The sequence below is a fragment of the Chloroflexota bacterium genome (genome assembly GCA_026389585.1).
Classification (GTDB): domain Bacteria; phylum Chloroflexota; class Dehalococcoidia; order UBA2247; family RBG-13-53-26; genus JAPLHP01.
In genome coordinates this window covers 1-17949 of record JAPLHP010000090.1, presented here as the reverse complement: position 1 = coordinate 17949, position 17949 = coordinate 1, and the positions used below count along the sequence as shown (strand labels likewise).

Sequence of the window (17949 nt, the reverse complement as noted above, 5' to 3'; positions counted from 1 at the left end):
ACTCCTTCCGTGCTCTAATATCCATTGGCTAGCTTTCATCTCCTTCACCACTTAAGCTAGCCCAATTCTCCCCCATTTCGGTTACCTTTTACATGAGTCAACCACCATCCCTTCGGTTACATTTTAGATGAGGCAATTCGGTACCTTGTTGATTAAATATGGCTGTGTCATAATGAATATTTCACTTTGGTCAAAAGGATGAACGATGTGGTGTAGAGGCATCAGAGGCGCTACCGTGGCGGTGGCGAATAAGAGGGAGGATATCCTGGCTGCAACACGGGAATTGCTGCAAAAGATGGTTGACTCCAACCAGGTGGAGAAGCAGGTGGTAGCCTGCATGTTTTTTACCACTACACCTGACCTTAACGCAGAATTTCCGGCTCTCGCAGCACGCCAGTTGGGCTGGACAGAAACGGCTCTCATGTGCGGCCATGAGATGGATGTTCCTCATAGCCTGCCTCGGTGTGTCCGGATCCTGATCCTCTTCAATACTGAGAAGAAGGCTGAAGATATTGTGCATGTGTATATCAAGGGCGCCGAAGTGCTGAGGCATTCGCCTAATGACGGGGGGAAGAGAGCTTGATCATAGTGATGAAGACAGGGTCCCAGGATAGAGAGATCACGGATGTATTGGCGCGGCTGGATAACCTGGGACTGAAGGGGCACCTGTCCAGAGGTGTGGAACGTACGGTGATTGGGGTAGTGGGTGTTACCGCCGCCGTCCCTGATCTGCGCGAGAGGTTATCGATGATCCCCGGAGTGGAGGATGTGGTGCCGATCTCCATGCCCTACAAGCTGGCCAGCCGGGAGTTCAAACCTGACGACACCGTCATCAAGGTTGGCGGAGTAGCAATAGGCGGGAATGAAGTGGTGGTCATGGCCGGCCCCTGTGCTGCGGAGACTAGGGAACAGGTAATGAGCACAGCGCGGGCGGTGAAGGCGGCAGGCGCCAGCATCCTCAGGGGCGGTGCTTTTAAGCCGAGCACCTCGCCCTATTCATTTAGAGGTCTGGGAGAGGAGGGGCTCAAGCTTCTGGCTGAGGCCAAGGAAGAAACAGGGCTGCCACTGATTACCGAGGTGCTCACCCCTGATGACGTGGATCTGGTAGTCAGGTATGCCGATATCCTGCAGGTGGGGGCGCGCAATATGCAGAACTTCATCCTGCTGGATGAGGTCGGGAGGGCCAACAAGCCGGTAATGCTCAAGAGGGGTATGTCAGCGACTATTCAGGAATGGCTTTTGGCGGCGGAATATATATTGTCCCAGGGGAACCGCCAGGTGATTCTCTGTGAAAGAGGCATCAGAACCTTCGAGACCTACACCCGCAATACCATGGATGTCAGTGCTATCCCCATAATTCACAAGCTGAGCCATCTGCCGATTGTGGCTGACCCGAGCCACGGCACCGGCAAATGGTATCTGGTGGCGCCGATGGCCCTGGCTGCTGTGGCTGCCGGAGCCAACGGTCTGATGGTTGAGGTTCATCCTGCTCCTGATACGGCCCTTAAGGATGGTGCTCAGTCCCTCACCTTCGAGCACTTCGAGGATCTCATGAGGCAGCTGGTTCCTGTAGCCGCTGCCATGGGGCGCAGCGTGGCTGGGAAAAGGGCTTAGGATTAGAATTGTATGAGGGCTGAGGACGAGCTAAGAGGGTTTACCCCGCAGCGTGAGACCGTACTCACTATCGGTGTTTTTGACGGCGTTCATCTGGGTCACCAGCGTCTGATAGATTCCCTGAAGAGGGAGGCCGCAACAAGGGATTATCTCCCCGGAGTGGTGACCTTCTGCCCTCACCCGCAGCAGGTGCTGTCGACCCGAACCTCATTGCCCCAGCTGACTACCCTGGAGGAAAGGCTCAGGCTCATCCGTGAGTTGGGTATCGATCTCGTCGTTCCTCTTTCCTTTGATCAGGAATTGGCCCAACTTTCGGCTCGCCATTTCGTCTCTCTGCTGCAAACACACCTCAAGATGCGCGGCCTGGTTATTGGCCCTGATTTTGCACTGGGCAGGAACAGGGAGGGGGATGTTTTCTCACTCCATGATCTGGGGAAGGAGGTTGGTTTCTGGGTAGATGTTGTTTCGCCTGGAATAATAAACGGGGATGTGGTCAGCAGCACCGCCATCCGCCAGGCTCTGGCAAAGGGGGATGTAGCCAGGGCAAACCGGCTTCTGGGGCGGTCTTTTACCCTGAGCGGGCAGGTTATTCATGGAGACGAGAGAGGTAAGCAGTTGGGCTTTCCCACTGCCAACCTGACTGTACCCACAATCCAGGCGCTGCCTGAAGACGGAGTGTATGCCACCAGGGCTTACCTTGGCAGCCATACATATGCTTCAGTGACCAACATCGGCAAGAGGCCTACCTTTGGGGAGGGAGATCGGACTGTCGAGGTTTACCTCGTTGGTTTTAATGGTGTGGCCTACGGGAAGGAAATCAAGATTGAGATAATAGAGCGGTTGCGGGCCGAGAAGCGATTTCCTACCCCGGAGGACCTCAAGGCCCAGATAAACCGGGACGTGGAAAAAGCAATGTCGATATTGGAGAAGGTGGAAAGATGACTGCCAGGGTGCCGGACTCCCTGCTGAAGCGGGGGGTAGCCGAAATCATCAGTGAGCAGGAGGTGATGAAGCTCCTGGAATCCGGCAGGCCGCTGCGGCTGAAGCAGGGGTTTGATCCCAGCCGCCCTGATATTCATTTGGGGCACGTTGTCGGGCTCCGCAAGTTGCGCCAGTTCCAGGAGATGGGGCATCAGGTCATTCTCATTGTCGGCGACTGGACGGCCCAGATTGGGGACCCCAGCGGTCAGTCAATTACCCGTCCCATGCTGACCGCCGAAGAAGTGAGGCGCAACGCCGAGACGTATATGCAGCAGTTCTTCAGAGTGGTGGACAAGAGCAAGACCCAGGTGAGGCTGCAGAGCGAGTGGTTCGGCAAATTCAACCTGGGCGACGTTATCAGGCTGACCAGTAAGTTCACCGTGGCCCAGTTCCTGGCCCGGGAGGACTTCAGAAAACGCTTTGATAACAGCCAGCCCATTGCCATCACCGAGCTTCTTTATCCTTTGCTCCAGGCATACGACTCGGTGGCCATCGAGGCCGACGTGGAGTTCGGCGGCATCGACCAGAAGTTCAACTGCCTGGTGGGGCGGGAGCTGCAGGGGATGGTGGGACAGCGCCAGCAGCAGGTGTTCCTGATGCCGTTGCTGGTGGGCACTGATGGTGTCCATAAGATGAGCAAGAGCCTGGGTAACTACATTGGCATTGATGAGCCGCCCTATGATATGTACGGCAAGGTGATGTCCATCCCGGACAATTTGATTATGTCCTACTTCGAACTCCTGACTGATGTTGCTGACAAGGAACTGGGAGAGATGAAGCAGCAGGTTGATTCCCAATCAGTCAATCCCATGTCGTTGAAGAAACGCCTGGCTCTGGACATCGTGACCCAGTTTCACAGTGCTGAGGAGGCGCGGAAGGCAGAGGAGCGCTTTGCCAGTGTCCGTCAGAAGAGAGAGGTGCCACCGGAGCTGCGGGATGGGGTCAAGCTAGGGGATAGTGTTTCCGTGGTGGTGCAAAAAGATATCGCGAGGAGAATAGTTGAAGCTGGCCTTGCTGAGAGTGTTTCTGAGGCGCAAAGGCTAATAGATCAAGGTGCTGTGACAATCGATGGTCAGAAGTTGACCTCCACGCATGCTGAGTTGAGGAATGGCAGCATAATCAAGGTCGGTAAGCGTGGCTTCATAAAGATAATCGATGCTGACAAGATGACTTATGAGGTTGCTAAGGGTTAGAAATGCGGATGACTATTATAGAACCCAATGTAAATGTAGGCGCAGGCCTTTAGGCCTGCCGCGACTTCGTCAAATGGGCGGGTCCAAGGATCCGCAATGATATTAATCTCAAAGATGGAGGCATAAATATGCAGCTACGTATCCCCGGCCCTACCCCTTGCCCTGAGGAAGTCCTTCGGGCCCAGACCAAGCAGATGATCAATCATCGCGGAAAAGAATTCGGCGTTATGATCCGCAAGATGACCGAACAGCTCAAGCACTGTTTTCAGACCAAAGGCGATGTCCTTGTCCTTACGGGTTCCGGTACGGGGGGAATGGAAGCTGCCGTTGTTAATACACTCTCGCCTGGCGATAGAGTGCTCTGCGTCTCCATCGGCTACTTCGGAGAGCGCTTTGCCGATATTGCCAGGGCCTACGGCGCTGATGTGAAGGTGCTTCCCTTTGAATGGGGGACCGCTGCCGATCCTGATGCAGTGCGCCAAGCCCTCAAGGCTGATCCGGCAGTCAAAGCGGTGCTGGTCACACATAATGAGACCTCCACCGGTGTAACGAACGATTTGGCTTCAATCGCTAAGGTGGTGAAGGAGTTTGACAAGCTGATTCTGGTTGATGGTGTCAGCAGCGTTAGCTCCATCAACCTGCCGGTGGATGAATGGCAATGTGACGTTGTGGTCACCGGTTCTCAAAAGGGATGGATGACTCCCCCGGGGCTGGCTATGGTGAGCATGAGCCAGAAGGCCTGGCAGGCATATGACAAGGCCAAGATGCCGCGTGTGTACTGGGATCTGGGCCGGGCCAGGAAGATACTTGACGAGAAGGGGCAGACTCCCTGGACGCCGGCGGTCTCGACGTTCTATGCCCTGGACGTTGGTCTTGACCTGATTGAGAAAGAGAAGCTGCCGAATGTGTTTGCCCGCCACGCCCGCGCGGCCAAAGCAGCCCGTGACGGCGCAAAATCGCTGGGGCTGTCTCTCTTCCCCAAGGAATCCTGTGCCTCTAACACTGTGACGGCCATCAACACCCCGCAGGGTGTCGATGCCAAGAAGCTGCTGCAGATAATGCGTGAGGAGTACGGCGTAGTTCTTTCCGGTGGACAGCAGAAACTGGAAGGAAAGATCTTCCGCATTGGCCACCTGGGATGGGTGACTGAGGCTGATATGGCGGAAGTTACCTCTGCCTTGAAGAAGGCCTTGCCTCGGGCGAAGGCCTGAACCTTATATGCTACAATATTGATTTGAATTTGGGCGTGGTAATTCAGTGAACCGGGTGTCAGAAGGGTAAGGGTTGTTAAGAACTATGAGAGTCCTGGTTGCCGAAGGAATTGAGGTTCTGAAGCAGAATGCTGAAGTTGATGTGAAGACAAACCTTAAGCTTGAGGAGCTTATCTCTATCATTGGTCAGTACGAAGCCCTGATTGTGCGCAGTGAGACCAAGGTGACCCAGAAGGTTATCGAGGCAGGGAAGAAGCTCCAGGTCATCGCCCGTGCCGGGGTAGGTATTGACAATATCGATGTTGAGGCGGCTACCCAGAGGGGCATTGTGGTGGTCAACGCACCCACTGCCAACACGATGGCCGCTGCTGAACATACCATAGCCATGATGCTTGCCCTGGCCAGGCACATTCCTCAGGCCCATGCCAACCTCAGCGGAGGCGCCTGGATGCGCCAGAACTTCGTTGGGGTGGAGGTCAGGAACAAGACCTTGGGAATAGTCGGCCTGGGCAATGTGGGGTCAGAGGTAGCCCGCAGGGTGCAGGGGTTTCAGATGAAGGTCATTGCCTATGACCCCTTCGTCTCTCCGGAGTATGCTCGCAATCTGAGAGTAGAGCTTGTTCCCTTTGACGGGTTGTTGAGAGAGTCGGATTTTATCACCCTGCATGTTCCCTTGACATCCCAGTCCAGGAACCTGATCGGCGCTAAGGAGATGTCCCTGGTCAAGCCTACCGTGAGGATTATCAACTGCGCCAGAGGCGGACTGATCGATGAACAGGCGCTGCAGCAGGCTATCGAGGAGGGCAGGGTGGCCGGAGCTGCTCTGGACGTTTTCTGTCAGGAACCTCCCAAAGATAGCCCGCTATTGAAAAACGAGAAGGTGATTGTCACACCTCACCTGGGGGCCTCTACACTGGAGGCACAGGCTAATGTGGCTATAGATGCTGCTGAACAGGTGATAGCAGTACTCAAAGGCCGGCCCGTCAGATATGCTGTAAATGCCCCACTCATTTCTGCCGAGATCCTTCCCATACTTGCGCCGTACCTCAATGTGGCTACTGCTGTGGGCAGGATGGTGGCTCAGCTTGCAGAAGGACAGATGAGCAGCATCGATATTGGATATGAGGGTGAGATAGCTAACTATGATATGACCGCATTGAAAGCGGCTGCTATTGGTGGCTTGCTGGAGGGAATAAGCGAGGAGCGGATCAACGTTGTCAATGCCAATATCGTTGCCCAGAGGCGCGGGCTCAGGGTTACTGAACATAAAGACACCGCCTGTGAAAACTATGCTAGCCTGATCACAGTATCCGTTGCTACCAGTGCTGGGGTCACCATTGCAGCAGGGACAGTAATGCGCGGTGAACTGCATATTGTCAGGGTCAATGACTACTGGATTAATATCGTGGCCAAGGGAGGGTATTTCCTCTTCAGTGATCACCTTGACCGTCCGGGACTTATCGGAGCGGTTGGCAACGTAACTGGCAATGCTGACATCAATGTCAGCTCGATGCAGTTAAGCCGTCTCAAGCCCCGGGGGCAGGCACTGATGGTATTGGAATTGGATGAGCCCTTGAACGAAGAGCAGATCCGGCAGGTACTGGCTATCCCCGATATCTATACAGCTAAGCTGGTAAAAGTCTAGCCTCTTCGGGTGGAGCCTGCTGATAATAGATACTGCCCTGTCTAGTGTAGTGTCATCGTAATACCTGTACAATGTGTCATTCCGTGCTTGACACGGAATCCATTGTATATTCCTTCTGGGTTCTATTGTTAAGTCTTTACTGGGAACACCACGCCTAGATGAATCGGCCTACTGCCTCTGCTATCAGCTTGAGTTCTCTCATCAGACGGGCGAAGTCCGAAGGGGTGAGTGACTGAAGACCATCGACCAGGGCTTCCTTGGGATTGGGATGAACTTCGATGAGCAGCCCATCGGCGCCGGCGGCCACTGCTGCCTTGGCGATAGCCGGAACCAGGGAGTAGTGTCCGGCGGCATGACTGGGATCAACGATCACAGGCAGATGGCTGAATTTCTTTACTACTGGTATTGAAGATATGTCCAGGGAAAAGCGGGTGCTATCCTCGAAGGTTCTGATTCCTCTCTCACAAAGGATCACCTGGCTGTTTCCTTCTGCCAGTAGATAGTCGGCTGCAGTGAGCCACTCGGTAACGGTGCACGAGAATCCTCTCTTAAGAATGACCGGGCGCTTGCTCTTGCCGATCCTGGTCAACAGAGCGAAGTTCTGCATGTTGCGGGCGCCTACTTGAAGTATATCCGCGTATTTGGAAACCAGGCTGACATCGTGGGGTTCCACTACTTCAGTGACCACCGGCATGCCGATTTGCTCTCTAGCTCGCGCCAGTAACTCCAGGCCGGCCTTCTCCAGACCTTGAAAGCTGAAGGGAGATGTCCTTGGTTTGAAGGCGCCACCGCGGAGGATGGAGGCTCCGGCCTTCTTGACAGCCTTTGCCGCATCTATGAGCTGCTGTTCGCTTTCCACGGCGCAGGGTCCGGCCATGACCACAATACGCTTGCTGCCGATATCAATCCCATTGATGGTAACGATGCTGTCTTCCGGTTTGAATCCCCGGGAGGCCAGCTTGTAAGGTTTCATGATGCGGGCTACATGCTCGACGCCAGGGAGCACGGCGAAAAAGTCGGTCGATAATTGCCCCGTGTTGCTTCCCAGCAGGGCTACCACAGTCTTGTCGGTACCCAGGTTCAGCTGAACCTCCAGGTTGAAAGACTTAGCCCGCTGCACTACGCCGTCTACCTCATCATGGCTGGCGCCCCTTTTCATCGCTACTATCATGGTGTGCTTACCGTCCTATCCAGGTTTCCATGCGCCGCTATCTCTATGAGAAGCGGCTATTGATCTACCCTGTTTGATGCGTGGTGATTATGATATCACCCTGCATTTCCCATATCAAACTGAGACTTAGGCATATTGCTATGGTAGAATAGCTTCAAAGGCCCCTGTGTTTAGCTTCGCGGCAAGGGGTCTGTCTGGAGGAACCCAATGGGTGAGAAGGCTAAAGAGTCACTCAAGCTTCAATGGTGTCGAGACCAAAGAGGTACGAGGCCGGCTCACTACGAGTTGATATGGGAAATCCCGGCTCAAACATTGAGTAGGAAGGGAGTCATGTGAAAAAGGTCATCAGCGTTGTGGGAGTGTGCTTGGCGTTACTAGTGGCAGCCTCGGGATGTGGGGCAAACAAAGAAACCGACAAGGTGGATATAGAGATGGGCGTTTCTGCCCTCGTGGCATTGGCGGATAGCCATATCGCCAGCTATGTGAATTCCATGGAAGCCTTGGCCCTGACGCAGGAGGTTCAGTCCGGGGATTGGGACGAGATGGTGGGGCTTCTCGCCATAGTTGAGCAGTCCCAGGTTCAGGGAACCATGTGGTTTGTGTTGCCAGATGGTTCCTATTTCACTGTTGAACTGGGAAAGACGAACCAAAACCTTTCGGATAGGGCCTATTTCTCCAGCCTCATGGCCGGTAACAACGTGCTCGGTGATTTGGTGACCAGCAAGTCAACCGGCAAGAAGTCGCTCATCGCCGCGGTGCCAGTGGAGCGGGAAGGGGAGGTCATCGGGGGACTCGGGACCTCGATTTTCCTGGATGGTTTGAGCACGACTCTTGCCGAAGAACTGGACCTGCCCGATGATATGGTGTTCTATGCCACTAACAAAGAGGGTAATGTGGCGCTCCATTCGGACACGGAACTGATCCTTGCGGAGAATCCTGATCTTCCCAAGCATGTGGTGTCTGAGACATCACCGCTCACCGGATGGCGCTTTGCGCTGGGATTCCAAGACTAGGCCCTGATATTCCTCGCTTGTCTGGATCGTCCCAGTCTGAATACCCGTGGTATCCACAGTAAATTCATGTAGGGTGTTCAGCAACGGGTTTGAAAGGGGGCTTCCCCTTGATATGGGGAATCCCGGTTTACAGGGTGTTGTGAATGACCAGGTGGGGTTAGGTAAAATATCAGTCTGATCCGGGAGAGGCTCCTTGTCATTGCGGCAGCGCACGAGTACAATTTTACTAATCGAATATGTCACTGGACGATATCTTCCATCCCCGCTCGGTAGCGGTTGTTGGTGCTACCCCCGGTCCCTTTAATCCTCATACCCAGATATTCCTTTATTCCCTGATTGACCACGGGTATAAGGGCAAAATCTACCCCATCAATATCAAGGGCGATGAGGTGTTGGGGCTGAAGGTCTACCGAAACGTGAGGGATGTGCCCGGTCCTGTGGACTATGCCATCTGCATCATTCCTGCCGCAGCCACGTCCCAACTGGTTCAAGACTGCGTGGCCAAGGGAGTGAAAGCCATCCATCTCTACACCGCTGGTTTTGCCGAGACCGGTGATGACAATGAGAGCAAGCTCCAGTCAAAGTTGGTTGATATTGCCCGCAGAGGTGCTCTTCGCATCCTCGGTCCCAACTGCATGGGGGTGTACTGTCCGGCATCGGGGATGTCGTATGCTGCGGACTTCCCTAAGCAGCCTGGGAATATTGCCTTCATCTCTCAGAGCGGCAGTTACACCCTGCTGATGATCCGTGGTGCCGCCGCCTGTGGATTGCGCTTCAGCAAGGTGGTGAGCTACGGCAATGCCAGTGACATCAATGAGATCGATCTTCTGGATTACCTGGCAGATGACCCGGAGACAGAGATCATCGGTGCCTATCTGGAGGGAACCAGGGACGGTCCGGGGTTGGCAAAGGTGCTCACCAGAGCAGCTTCGAAGAAGCCAGTGATCATCATTAAGAAGGGGAGCACCGAGGCTGGGAAAAGAGGGGCCAGTTCCCATACGGGAGCCCTGGCCGGGGATGATTCTGTTTGGGATAGCCTCATCAAGCAGGCTGGCGCCATCCGGGTGGAGGATCTTGAAGAGATGATTGATCTGATGGTGACCTTTGTCTTCCTCCCACTTCCTCGCAGCAGAAAGGCTGTGTTGATGGGTGTGGGTGGTGGTGCCGGTGTTCGAGCCTCGGATGAATGCGAGTCTGGTGGCTTGATCCTTCCTCCTGTCCCAGAGGATGTCAGGGCAGAGCTGAGGCGCCTTGTCCCTCCGGGCAGTATGCTCAGGAATCCTATCGACCCGGGGCACTATGCCTATGATTGGATACCGGTACTCCAGACGCTCGATAACTGGGGAGAAACGGATATGTTGCTTTGGCAGATTGCCCCCGACATTGAGGCTCTTCGTGGTGAGTCCTTCCTCCAGTTCGTGAGTGACCTGAGGCGCAACATCTTTGAGTCATTTAAGGACATCAAGAAGCCGAAAGCGGTCATTGTTCATGCCGTGCAAAGCGACGCGGGCTTGGGGATTCTGGCCAGTACCCGCAAAATGTGCCAGGAAGGCGGGGTAGCCTTTTATCCCTCCCTCTTCAGGGCGGCGCGTGCTATCGGCAGGTTTATGGACTACCGTGCCCGCTCTTAACTAGACATGTGACTGGCCATTATGATAAGCTATTAGTTGATCTAGAGAAACAGCGATTGGTGGCTATATTAATTACTGACAGAATGAACACCTATAGCAGGGAATTCCTTCGGCCAGGCATATCTCTGCAGTCATCCCCTCGAAGTGACCCTTACCTCAAACCTATCCACAGTTGACTGTTTTGATGGCGTCCTGGCCAGATTGGGACCGGAAAGGGGTGAAGAAACTACCAGGAGGCGAAGAGGCAAAGCAAGTTAGTATAAAGTGAGATACGGCATGTACAAAAGGTACGTGGCCTTGGAAGCATTAGAAGGAGGAGAGAAATACCATATGGCAGACCCCGTTAATGAGAAATCGAAAGCCAAGGGATACAGCAACGTAATGGATGAGAAAAGGAAGTTTGCTCCTCCAAGTGAGCTGAGCAAGCGGGCCTACATCAAAAGCATGGCTCAGTACAAGAAGATATATCAGCGCTCCATAGAGGACCCGGAAGGGTTCTGGGGAGAGATGGCTGAGCAACTGGACTGGGTCAAGAAGTGGGATAAGGTAAGGGAATATGACTTCGTAGAAGGGAATATCAAGTGGTTTCAGGGTGGCAAGATAAACCTGACCTATAACTGCCTGGATCGCCACCTGACCACGGATCGAAAGAACAAGGCCGCCATCATCTGGGAAGGCGAACCGGTTGGCGAGAGCAGGACGTACACCTACCAGCAATTGCATTACGAAGTCTGTAAGTTCGCCAACGTTCTGAAGAAGCTAGGTGCGAAGAAGGGCGACCGCGTCTCGATCTACCTGCCTATGATTCCTGAACTGGTTATTGCCATGTTGGCCTGCGCCCGCATTGGCGCCATCCACAGCATTGTGTTCGGCGGATTCAGCGCCGAGGCCCTGCGAGATCGCATCATCGACTGCGGTTCCACGTTCCTTGTCACCTGCGATGCTGCCTATCGCAGCGGCAAGACAGTCCCTTCAAAGCAGAATGCGGATGCTGCCCTGACTCAATGTCCTGACGTTAAAAAGGTAGTTGTGGCCAAGAGGTCCGGAGCACCGTGCAACATGGTGCAGGGTAGGGATTTCTGGTGGCAGGAGCTGATGGCCGCCGACGGCATAACTGCCGACTGCAAGCCTGAGGTAATGGATGCTGAGGATCCGCTCTTTATCCTGTACACCAGCGGCAGCACTGGCAAGCCCAAGGGTGTGATGCATACCCAGGCAGGCTACCTGATGTACGTTTACCAGACCTTCAAGTGGATCTTTGACTACCACGATGAGGACACCTTCTGGTGCACCGCTGACATCGGCTGGGTCACCGGGCATAGCTACATAGTCTATGGACCGCTGGCCAATGGAGCCACCAGCGTCATGTTCGAAGGCGTCCCCAACTATCCTAAGCCAGACCGCTTCTGGGAGATAGTGGAGAAATACAAGGTTAATACCTTCTATACTGCGCCGACAGCTATCCGCGCCATGATGAAGGATGGTGAGGACTGGCCTAACAAGCATGACCTGAGCAGTCTTAGAATTCTTGGCAGCGTGGGTGAGCCTATCAATCCCGAGGCCTGGATGTGGTACTACAATGTCATCGGCAAAGGCCGTTGCCCCATCGTGGATACCTGGTGGCAGACCGAGACCGGTGGCATCCTGATAACTCCTCTGCCTGGCGCCATAGCGATTAAGCCAGGCTCGGCTACATTGCCCTTCCCTGGCGTAGGTGCCAAGATTGTCGGTGAGGATGGTATGGAGTGTGCTATCAATGAAGGTGGCCAGCTCCTTATCACCGCACCTTGGCCGGGCATCATGAGGGGAGTGTATGGCAAGGGTGGCCATGAGAGATTCAAGGAGACCTACTTCAGCCGCTTCCCCGGCTATTACCTTACCGGCGATGGCGCCCGGAAGGACGAGGACGGCTACTACTGGCTGATGGGGCGTGTTGACGACGTCATCAATGTTTCCGGACACCGCTTGGGTACCGCCGAGGTTGAGAGTGCCCTTGTGTCCCATCTGGCAGTCGCCGAGGCGGCCGTGGTTGGCTACCCGCATGAGATCAAGGGCGATGGCATCTTTGCCTACGTTACGCTGAAGACCGGCAAGACGCCGTCGGATGACCTGAAGAAGGAACTGATAGCCCACGTGCGCAAGGAGATTGGTCCTATTGCCACTCCGGACATCATTCAGTTCGCTGAAGGACTGCCCAAGACCCGCAGTGGCAAGATCATGCGCCGTATCTTGAAGCTCATTGCCAAGGATGAGACCACCAATCTGGGTGATACCAGCACCCTGGCTGATCCTGGAGTGGTGAATACCCTTGTAGAGGAGCGCAAGAAGCTGCCCAGGGCGGCAGACCTCAAGTTCGGATAACGGTGGCCTGGTGCTAGCATAGTTGTCTGAAGACAAGACACAAGTTCAGGGTGTGAGGACCCTAAAAGGGCCTCACACCCTCTGTGAATAGAATGACAGTGAATCTTAGGGGGGGTACAACTTAACCTCAGTTATGGGGGCTGGATATTGCTGCCAGCCTCTTTTCATAACGGAGACAATATTGAGGAAAAGGAGGGTGTAAAAAGGGATGGCAGAAGAGAAGAAACTCTTTGGTATGCCGGCAGAGAAGGGCAGATGGATGCTGATCCTGCTGGGTTTCATCATCAACCTCTGCCTCGGCAGCGTCTATGCCTACGGCGTTTTCGGTGCGGCACTCCAGACGAAATGGGGCCTCTCAGTTCTTGAGAAGCTACTCCCATACGGGATATTCCTGGCGTTCTTCGCCGCCGTCTTCCCCCTGAGCGGCCAGTTTCTGGAGAAGCTAGGGCCGAAGAAGCAGGGCATTATCGGGGGCATCATAGTCGCCCTCGGATGGATACTGACAAGCTTCACGCACAGTTGGCCGCAAGCCGTGCTTACCTATGGGGTAATAGGCGGTATCGGGGTAGGCCTGTGCTACATTGGGCCCATTCAGGTAGCCACCAGGTGGTTTCCTGACAAGAAGGGGTTGACTACGGGCTTGACGGTGGCTGGCTTCGGCGGCTCCCCGTTCATAAGCACATACCTGGGCCAGATACTCATCAAGCACTACGGCATTTTTGACACGTTCCTGTACTTCGGCTTGGCGTTTCTGGTTGTCCTTCTCATTTGCTTCTGGTTCATGGTTTTCCCGGTGGCTGGCTGGAAGCCGGCAGGCTGGCAGCCGAAGGCGGCACCTTCTGCCGCAACGAGCACCGTGAACTATGACCGCAATGAGATTATCAAGACCTCCACGTTCTGGGCCTTGTTTGCCTGCTTTGCTATTGGTACGACGGCTGGCCTGCTGGCCGTTGGCATCTGGCCAGACATCAGAGCGTTGGCGATAATTGCCATAGGCTTTACGTCTGCCGTAGTTCAGTTTATCCTTGCCCCCTTCAACGCTGGTGGGCGGCCGGTGTTTGGTTTTGTGACTGACAAAGTGGGACCGAGAGTGGCGGCCATGATTTCCTTTGTCGTCATCTTCCTGGCTGCTGTCCTCATGCTGACCATGCGGGGCAGCACTGCTCAAACCGACATGCACAAGGTGCTGTTCTTCGTCTGTTTTGCCGCTTTCTACGCTGGTCTCGGCGGCTGGCTGGCGATTGCCCCGACGGCGACGGCGCAGTACTTCGGCACTAAGTTCTCTTCCAGGAACTACGGTATCCTGTTCTTGGCTTACGGCGTGGGTGCTGTGGTCTCCACGTTCATCGGTGGATATGCCAAGTCAATCTTCAGGGGTACCCTGCTTGACGCATTTATTCCCATTGCCGTTCTGGCTGCGATTGGCTTCCTGCTCGCCGCGTTTGTGTTGAAACCGCCTAAGAAGACAGGGGCACCGCAGAAATAGAGAGGCTCAACTAAGAGACAAATCGCTTAGAGGTGAAGGCCTGTGTAACCACAGGCCTTCACTATAGAACCAAATCCAATTGTGAGGCATCATGGATAAACAGCAAGCGCCCAAAGGCAAGACTCCTACCTGGCCGTCAATCAGCCGTTCGGCTGCCTCAAGCCCGGCAGGGGGTGATAAACAAACGCACAAAGGGAAGTTCGGAACTGCCATCAACTGTATGGATGGGCGGGTTCAGTTACCGGTCATAGACTGGCTGAAGAAGAACTACTCTCTCGACTATGTGGACATGATCACCGAGCCCGGGCCCGACAAGCTTTTGACACAAGGTACAACAGAGCAGAGAGATTCGATAAAAGCACGCGTCTTGATCTCAGTCAAGGCGCATGGGTCGGATACCATTCTGATTGCTGGGCACTATGACTGTGCTGGCAATCCCGTTGCGGAGCAAGAGCACCGGAGACAAATAGTGGAAAGCATCAATGTGGTTCGCTCCTGGAATCTGCCGGTAAAAAGAATAGTGGGCGCCTGGATTAACAGCGATTGGACTCTGGAAGTCATATAAGTCTCGGAAGGGTAGAGTAGAAATCCCCGCCGCATCATGTCATCTCGAGCCCGTAGCCTGTAGGGACTCTGTCCGAAGTCTGAAGCTGGTGCTTACTTGCAGAAAAATGGTGACTGTCATCCTTCTGCGGAAGGACGACCTGACGCGACACTAGCCCCCGGTAGGTTCCCTGCTCTGTTTTCTCTTTGAGACGTAGAGGCGGAGGGCTTTTTGAGGGCAGACCTCGATACACCTGGGTTGGGGATGATCAAGGCACAGGTCGCACATAATCACGGATTTGGTACTCTCATCCAGGGTGATGGCCCCAAACGGGCAGACCTCTATGCACCAGCCGCACCCGGCGCAGCGAGCCTTTTCGAGTTTGAGAGTGTGAGTTGCCTCGTCCCTGCTGAGAGCATCTCTGGGGCAGGCCTTGATGCAGGGACTGTTCCTGCAGAATTGACAGACTGCGACAGCTATCATAGAGGGTGTTGGCTGGATCACATGTATTCTGGATCGCTCCAGGTCGAAGCTGCCCTCCTTTGAGGCTGAGCAGGCAAACTCACATATGAGGCAGCCGGTGCACTTATCCCTGTCACACTGTATGTAGCGACGCTCCATGCCAACTTCCTTTCGCCATTTCCAGTATGTCATCCATTCCGAGCGCCTTCAGTTTTACTGTCGGAATCAGGCCTTCGATAGTCCAGCCCCGGGACTGGTAGTAGCCCTCTATCATCGCCTGCAACTCCTTATCGGAGAGGACAGCGCCTTTTGCTTTCCCGGAAGTTATGGGGTCTTTGAACAGGCGGGGTGGAAGCCAATCATCACTGCGCCTCCATCCCTCACGGATATTGAGAGTCTTCTTCAGGTTGTTGATTCTCTCTCCTGCTTGCTTCAACTCAGCAGGGCTGATGTGGATTCCGGTTGCCAGGGTATAGAGATGAGCTGCCTCTGACAGGAAGTCTGAAAAGCAGCTATGAATCAGTCCGCAGATCATAAGAGAATTAGAGACAGCGGCTGTGTCTTCCCTCTCCTGATTTGAAAGGCTGGTGCTGGAGGATGAGTGTATATCCTCATCCCCGCAATGAAAGCAATCATTGGATTGTATTTCCAGACCGACTGCAAACCTTAAAGCTCGGCTCTTCATGGTTCTGGGATCGTAGCCCGCCAGTTCCAGTCCCTTGGAATGCATAGCCCAGCGCTCAGAGCCCCGACCGAGTTTGGCCGAAGCCCGTTTCGTTCCTTCTGCCAGCAGATTGCCTATACCGTTGCGCTTCCCGATGCTCTCCACTATTGCCACGAGAGCTTCAGGGTTTCCAAAGGATAAGTTGATTCCCTGCGTGTCTTCCTTGGTCAACAGCCCTTTCTCAAAGCTTTCCATGGCCCAGGCGATGGAGTTCCCGGTGCTCACCGTATCCATTCCGTGGAATTGACATAATTCCACGGCTTTCAATATCGCCGGTACGGAGTCAATGCCGCATAGGGGTCCTAAAGCTGCCAGGCTTTCGTAGTCCAATGCCACTTCTGGCCCTCCGTCCACAACCTGATAGAGGTGTTCACAGGCGGCAGGGCAGGTGGGACAGGCGATTATCTTGACCAGATGGTTTGCGGCCAGGTACTCCTCGGTGATGTTGGCCTGCTCAAAACTGGATTGCTGGAAGTTTCTGGTGGGCAGAGCATCCAGACGGTTTATGGGCAGGAGGTTGTCTGGCGTTCTCGGGTTCTTGTGTCCCGAGGCAGTTTCTGCCTGAGCTCTGGCATAAAGATCGATGGAGGCTCTTTCCACCCCGCGGAGGTCATATGCTGAGATAGCCCTGGTTCCTCTAATAGCGATGGCCTTGAGCCTCTTTGATCCCATGACCGCGCCAGCGCCACCCCGGGTTGCCCGGCAGTAGCTGTCATTGATGCAGGCGTAGCGTACCATGTTCTCACCACCGGGACCGATGGAAGCTACCTGTACTCTATCGTCACCTGTGTGCTTGCGAATGGCTTCTGCGGTCTGAAAACTGCCTTGTCCGATCAGATGGTCTGCCTTGTGAAAGTGGACTATTTCATTGTCCACAAATACGTAGACCGGAGAGGAAGCTGCACCGGTAATTACCACAGCGTCGTAGCCAGCGCGTTTCAATGAAAGCGACCAGTGACCGGAGGATACCGAGTCGCTGACGAATCCACTGAGCGGAGACTTGGTGACCACAGCATGATTGCCGGAGGCGGGAGCCATGGTGCCCGCCAGTCCGCTGGAGGCGAAGATGAGGGGGTTGTCTGGACTCAGAGCATCAGTACCCGGCTTGGCCCATTCCAGCAGGAGTCGCGTGCCCAATCCCACTCCACCCAGGTAGTTTCTGAGCAGCGACTGGGGCAATTCTCGAACTTCACTCTTCTGTGCTGTCAGGTCAATGATGAGGCACTTACCCCAGTATGAGTGCAATACAATCGCTCCTATGGTAACGAATTGGAGAGAATCTTCATGGGCATTCTACTACTGGCCGATTACCTTCTCGGCCCGATCAGGGTCATTCACCTTGAGTACGATAACGGCTTTCCCGGGAGTGGGGTCGATAAAGGCATAAAAGTATTCCAGGTTGATTCCTGCCTGTGCCAGAGGCCTGGCCACGGATTCTAGCAGACCGCCTGGCTTGTCAGGCATTTCTACCTGAAGAACAACAGTCTCTGTCACCGTGAAGCCGGCCTTGCGCAGAGCTTCGGCACCCTTAGTTACCTCGGATAGAATCAGGCGTACGATTCCGAAATCGGAGCCCTCTGCAACACAGAGAGCTCGTATGTTTATGTTCTGGGCCGTTAGCGCTTCAAGCATGGCCAGCAGCCGTCCTGGCTGGTTTTCCATAAAGACAGATACTTGCTTTATCTTCATCTTCGACTTTCTCCTCCGTTAAGCGTTAAGCTCCCGCCTGTCAACAACCCTCTTGGCTTTGCCTTCTGTACGGGCTATGGACTTCGGTTCTACCAGCTTTATACGGACTCCGATGCCCAACGTACTCTCCACTTCCTCCGTGACCCGCTTCTGGAGGGCTTCCATCTTGCGCATCTCATCCGAAAATACCTCTTCCGAGACCTCTACCCATATCTCCAGCTCAT

At 54.4% G+C, this 17949-nt stretch carries 16 protein-coding genes; 11 read left to right on the top strand and 5 right to left on the bottom strand.

Going from position 1 to position 17949, the window contains the following annotated elements; all coding sequences use genetic code 11:
* Nucleotides 1-205 precede the first annotated feature (205 nt).
* The 6 genes from aroH to serA all read left to right on the top strand — a co-directional run bounded on the left by aroH (nt 206) and on the right by serA (nt 6644).
* On the top strand, nt 206-583 hold the full coding sequence (gene aroH, locus NTZ04_08410; protein ID MCX5992327.1) for a chorismate mutase: 378 nt from the start codon (nt 206-208) through the stop codon (nt 581-583).
* Nucleotides 580-1614 carry a 3-deoxy-7-phosphoheptulonate synthase gene (aroF, locus tag NTZ04_08405; GenBank protein ID MCX5992326.1) on the top strand — a complete coding sequence of 345 codons (1035 nt, stop codon included), beginning with the start codon at nt 580-582 and terminating at the stop codon, nt 1612-1614. The genes aroH and aroF (NTZ04_08405) overlap by 4 nt, the downstream gene beginning before the upstream one ends.
* A 12-nt stretch (nt 1615-1626) precedes the next feature.
* Nucleotides 1627-2556: a bifunctional riboflavin kinase/FAD synthetase gene (locus NTZ04_08400; protein MCX5992325.1), complete on the top strand. Its 930-nt coding sequence runs from the start codon at nt 1627-1629 to the stop codon at nt 2554-2556.
* Complete coding sequence (gene tyrS / locus NTZ04_08395) at nt 2553-3788, top strand: tyrosine--tRNA ligase (GenBank protein MCX5992324.1); 1236 nt, start codon at nt 2553-2555, stop codon at nt 3786-3788. The genes NTZ04_08400 and tyrS overlap by 4 nt, the downstream gene beginning before the upstream one ends.
* Before the next feature lie 128 nt (nt 3789-3916).
* Nucleotides 3917-4999, top strand: a complete 1083-nt coding sequence (locus NTZ04_08390; GenBank protein ID MCX5992323.1) for an alanine--glyoxylate aminotransferase family protein — start codon at nt 3917-3919, stop codon at nt 4997-4999.
* Nucleotides 5000-5084: 85 nt separating this feature from the next.
* Nucleotides 5085-6644 (top strand): phosphoglycerate dehydrogenase, encoded by a 1560-nt coding sequence (serA, locus tag NTZ04_08385; GenBank protein ID MCX5992322.1) that lies wholly within the window; start codon nt 5085-5087, stop codon nt 6642-6644.
* A gap of 154 nt (nt 6645-6798) precedes the next feature.
* On the opposite strand, the gene aroF (NTZ04_08380) is transcribed toward serA, so the two are convergent.
* A complete protein-coding gene (aroF, locus tag NTZ04_08380; GenBank protein MCX5992321.1) occupies nt 6799-7815 on the bottom strand; it encodes a 3-deoxy-7-phosphoheptulonate synthase in 1017 nt (338 codons plus the stop codon).
* Between the two features lie 332 nt (nt 7816-8147).
* Between aroF (NTZ04_08380) and NTZ04_08375 the strand changes: the two genes are divergently transcribed.
* The 5 genes from NTZ04_08375 (at nt 8148) to NTZ04_08355 (ending at nt 14871) form a co-directional block, all read left to right on the top strand.
* A complete protein-coding gene (locus tag NTZ04_08375; GenBank protein MCX5992320.1) occupies nt 8148-8828 on the top strand; it encodes a hypothetical protein in 681 nt (226 codons plus the stop codon).
* A gap of 236 nt (nt 8829-9064) precedes the next feature.
* Nucleotides 9065-10459, top strand: coding sequence for a CoA-binding protein (locus NTZ04_08370; GenBank protein ID MCX5992319.1), 1395 nt, complete (start codon nt 9065-9067; stop codon nt 10457-10459).
* Nucleotides 10460-10840: 381 nt separating this feature from the next.
* The gene (gene acs / locus NTZ04_08365; GenBank protein ID MCX5992318.1) at nt 10841-12820 is read left to right on the top strand and encodes an acetate--CoA ligase; all 1980 of its coding nucleotides are present in this window, start codon (nt 10841-10843) and stop codon (nt 12818-12820) included.
* Between the two features lie 208 nt (nt 12821-13028).
* Entirely contained in the window at nt 13029-14306 is a 1278-nt protein-coding gene (locus NTZ04_08360) for an OFA family MFS transporter (protein ID MCX5992317.1), read from the top strand.
* 91 nt (nt 14307-14397) lie between these two features.
* Entirely contained in the window at nt 14398-14871 is a 474-nt protein-coding gene (locus tag NTZ04_08355; GenBank protein MCX5992316.1) for a hypothetical protein, read from the top strand.
* 150 nt (nt 14872-15021) lie between these two features.
* On the opposite strand, the gene NTZ04_08350 is transcribed toward NTZ04_08355, so the two are convergent.
* The 4 genes from NTZ04_08350 to NTZ04_08335 form a co-directional block, all read right to left on the bottom strand.
* Nucleotides 15022-15471, bottom strand: coding sequence for a 4Fe-4S dicluster domain-containing protein (locus tag NTZ04_08350; protein ID MCX5992315.1), 450 nt, complete (start codon nt 15469-15471; stop codon nt 15022-15024).
* Entirely contained in the window at nt 15446-17281 is a 1836-nt protein-coding gene (locus NTZ04_08345; GenBank protein ID MCX5992314.1) for an aldehyde ferredoxin oxidoreductase family protein, read from the bottom strand. Before NTZ04_08345 ends, NTZ04_08350 begins: the two co-directional genes overlap by 26 nt.
* Nucleotides 17282-17332: 51 nt before the next feature.
* Nucleotides 17333-17725 (bottom strand): ACT domain-containing protein, encoded by a 393-nt coding sequence (locus NTZ04_08340; protein ID MCX5992313.1) that lies wholly within the window; start codon nt 17723-17725, stop codon nt 17333-17335.
* Between the two features lie 18 nt (nt 17726-17743).
* On the bottom strand, nt 17744-17949 hold a 206-nt coding region (locus NTZ04_08335), incomplete at its 5' end, for a phenylacetate--CoA ligase (protein MCX5992312.1).

What these genes read in the sequence shown, in the direction of transcription:
- aroH (MCX5992327.1), top strand. Translation starts at nt 206, where the DNA reads ATGTGGTGTAGAGGCATCAGAGGCGCTACCGTGGCGGTGGCGAATAAG.
- NTZ04_08400 (MCX5992325.1), top strand. Translation starts at nt 1,627, where the DNA reads ATGAGGGCTGAGGACGAGCTAAGAGGGTTTACCCCGCAGCGTGAGACC.
- tyrS (MCX5992324.1), top strand. Translation starts at nt 2,553, where the DNA reads ATGACTGCCAGGGTGCCGGACTCCCTGCTGAAGCGGGGGGTAGCCGAA.
- NTZ04_08390 (MCX5992323.1), top strand. Translation starts at nt 3,917, where the DNA reads ATGCAGCTACGTATCCCCGGCCCTACCCCTTGCCCTGAGGAAGTCCTT.
- serA (MCX5992322.1), top strand. Translation starts at nt 5,085, where the DNA reads ATGAGAGTCCTGGTTGCCGAAGGAATTGAGGTTCTGAAGCAGAATGCT.
- aroF (MCX5992321.1), bottom strand. Translation starts at nt 7,815, where the DNA reads ATGATAGTAGCGATGAAAAGGGGCGCCAGCCATGATGAGGTAGACGGC.
- NTZ04_08370 (MCX5992319.1), top strand. Translation starts at nt 9,065, where the DNA reads ATGTCACTGGACGATATCTTCCATCCCCGCTCGGTAGCGGTTGTTGGT.
- acs (MCX5992318.1), top strand. Translation starts at nt 10,841, where the DNA reads ATGGATGAGAAAAGGAAGTTTGCTCCTCCAAGTGAGCTGAGCAAGCGG.
- NTZ04_08360 (MCX5992317.1), top strand. Translation starts at nt 13,029, where the DNA reads ATGGCAGAAGAGAAGAAACTCTTTGGTATGCCGGCAGAGAAGGGCAGA.
- NTZ04_08355 (MCX5992316.1), top strand. Translation starts at nt 14,398, where the DNA reads ATGGATAAACAGCAAGCGCCCAAAGGCAAGACTCCTACCTGGCCGTCA.
- NTZ04_08350 (MCX5992315.1), bottom strand. Translation starts at nt 15,471, where the DNA reads ATGGAGCGTCGCTACATACAGTGTGACAGGGATAAGTGCACCGGCTGC.
- NTZ04_08340 (MCX5992313.1), bottom strand. Translation starts at nt 17,725, where the DNA reads ATGAAGATAAAGCAAGTATCTGTCTTTATGGAAAACCAGCCAGGACGG.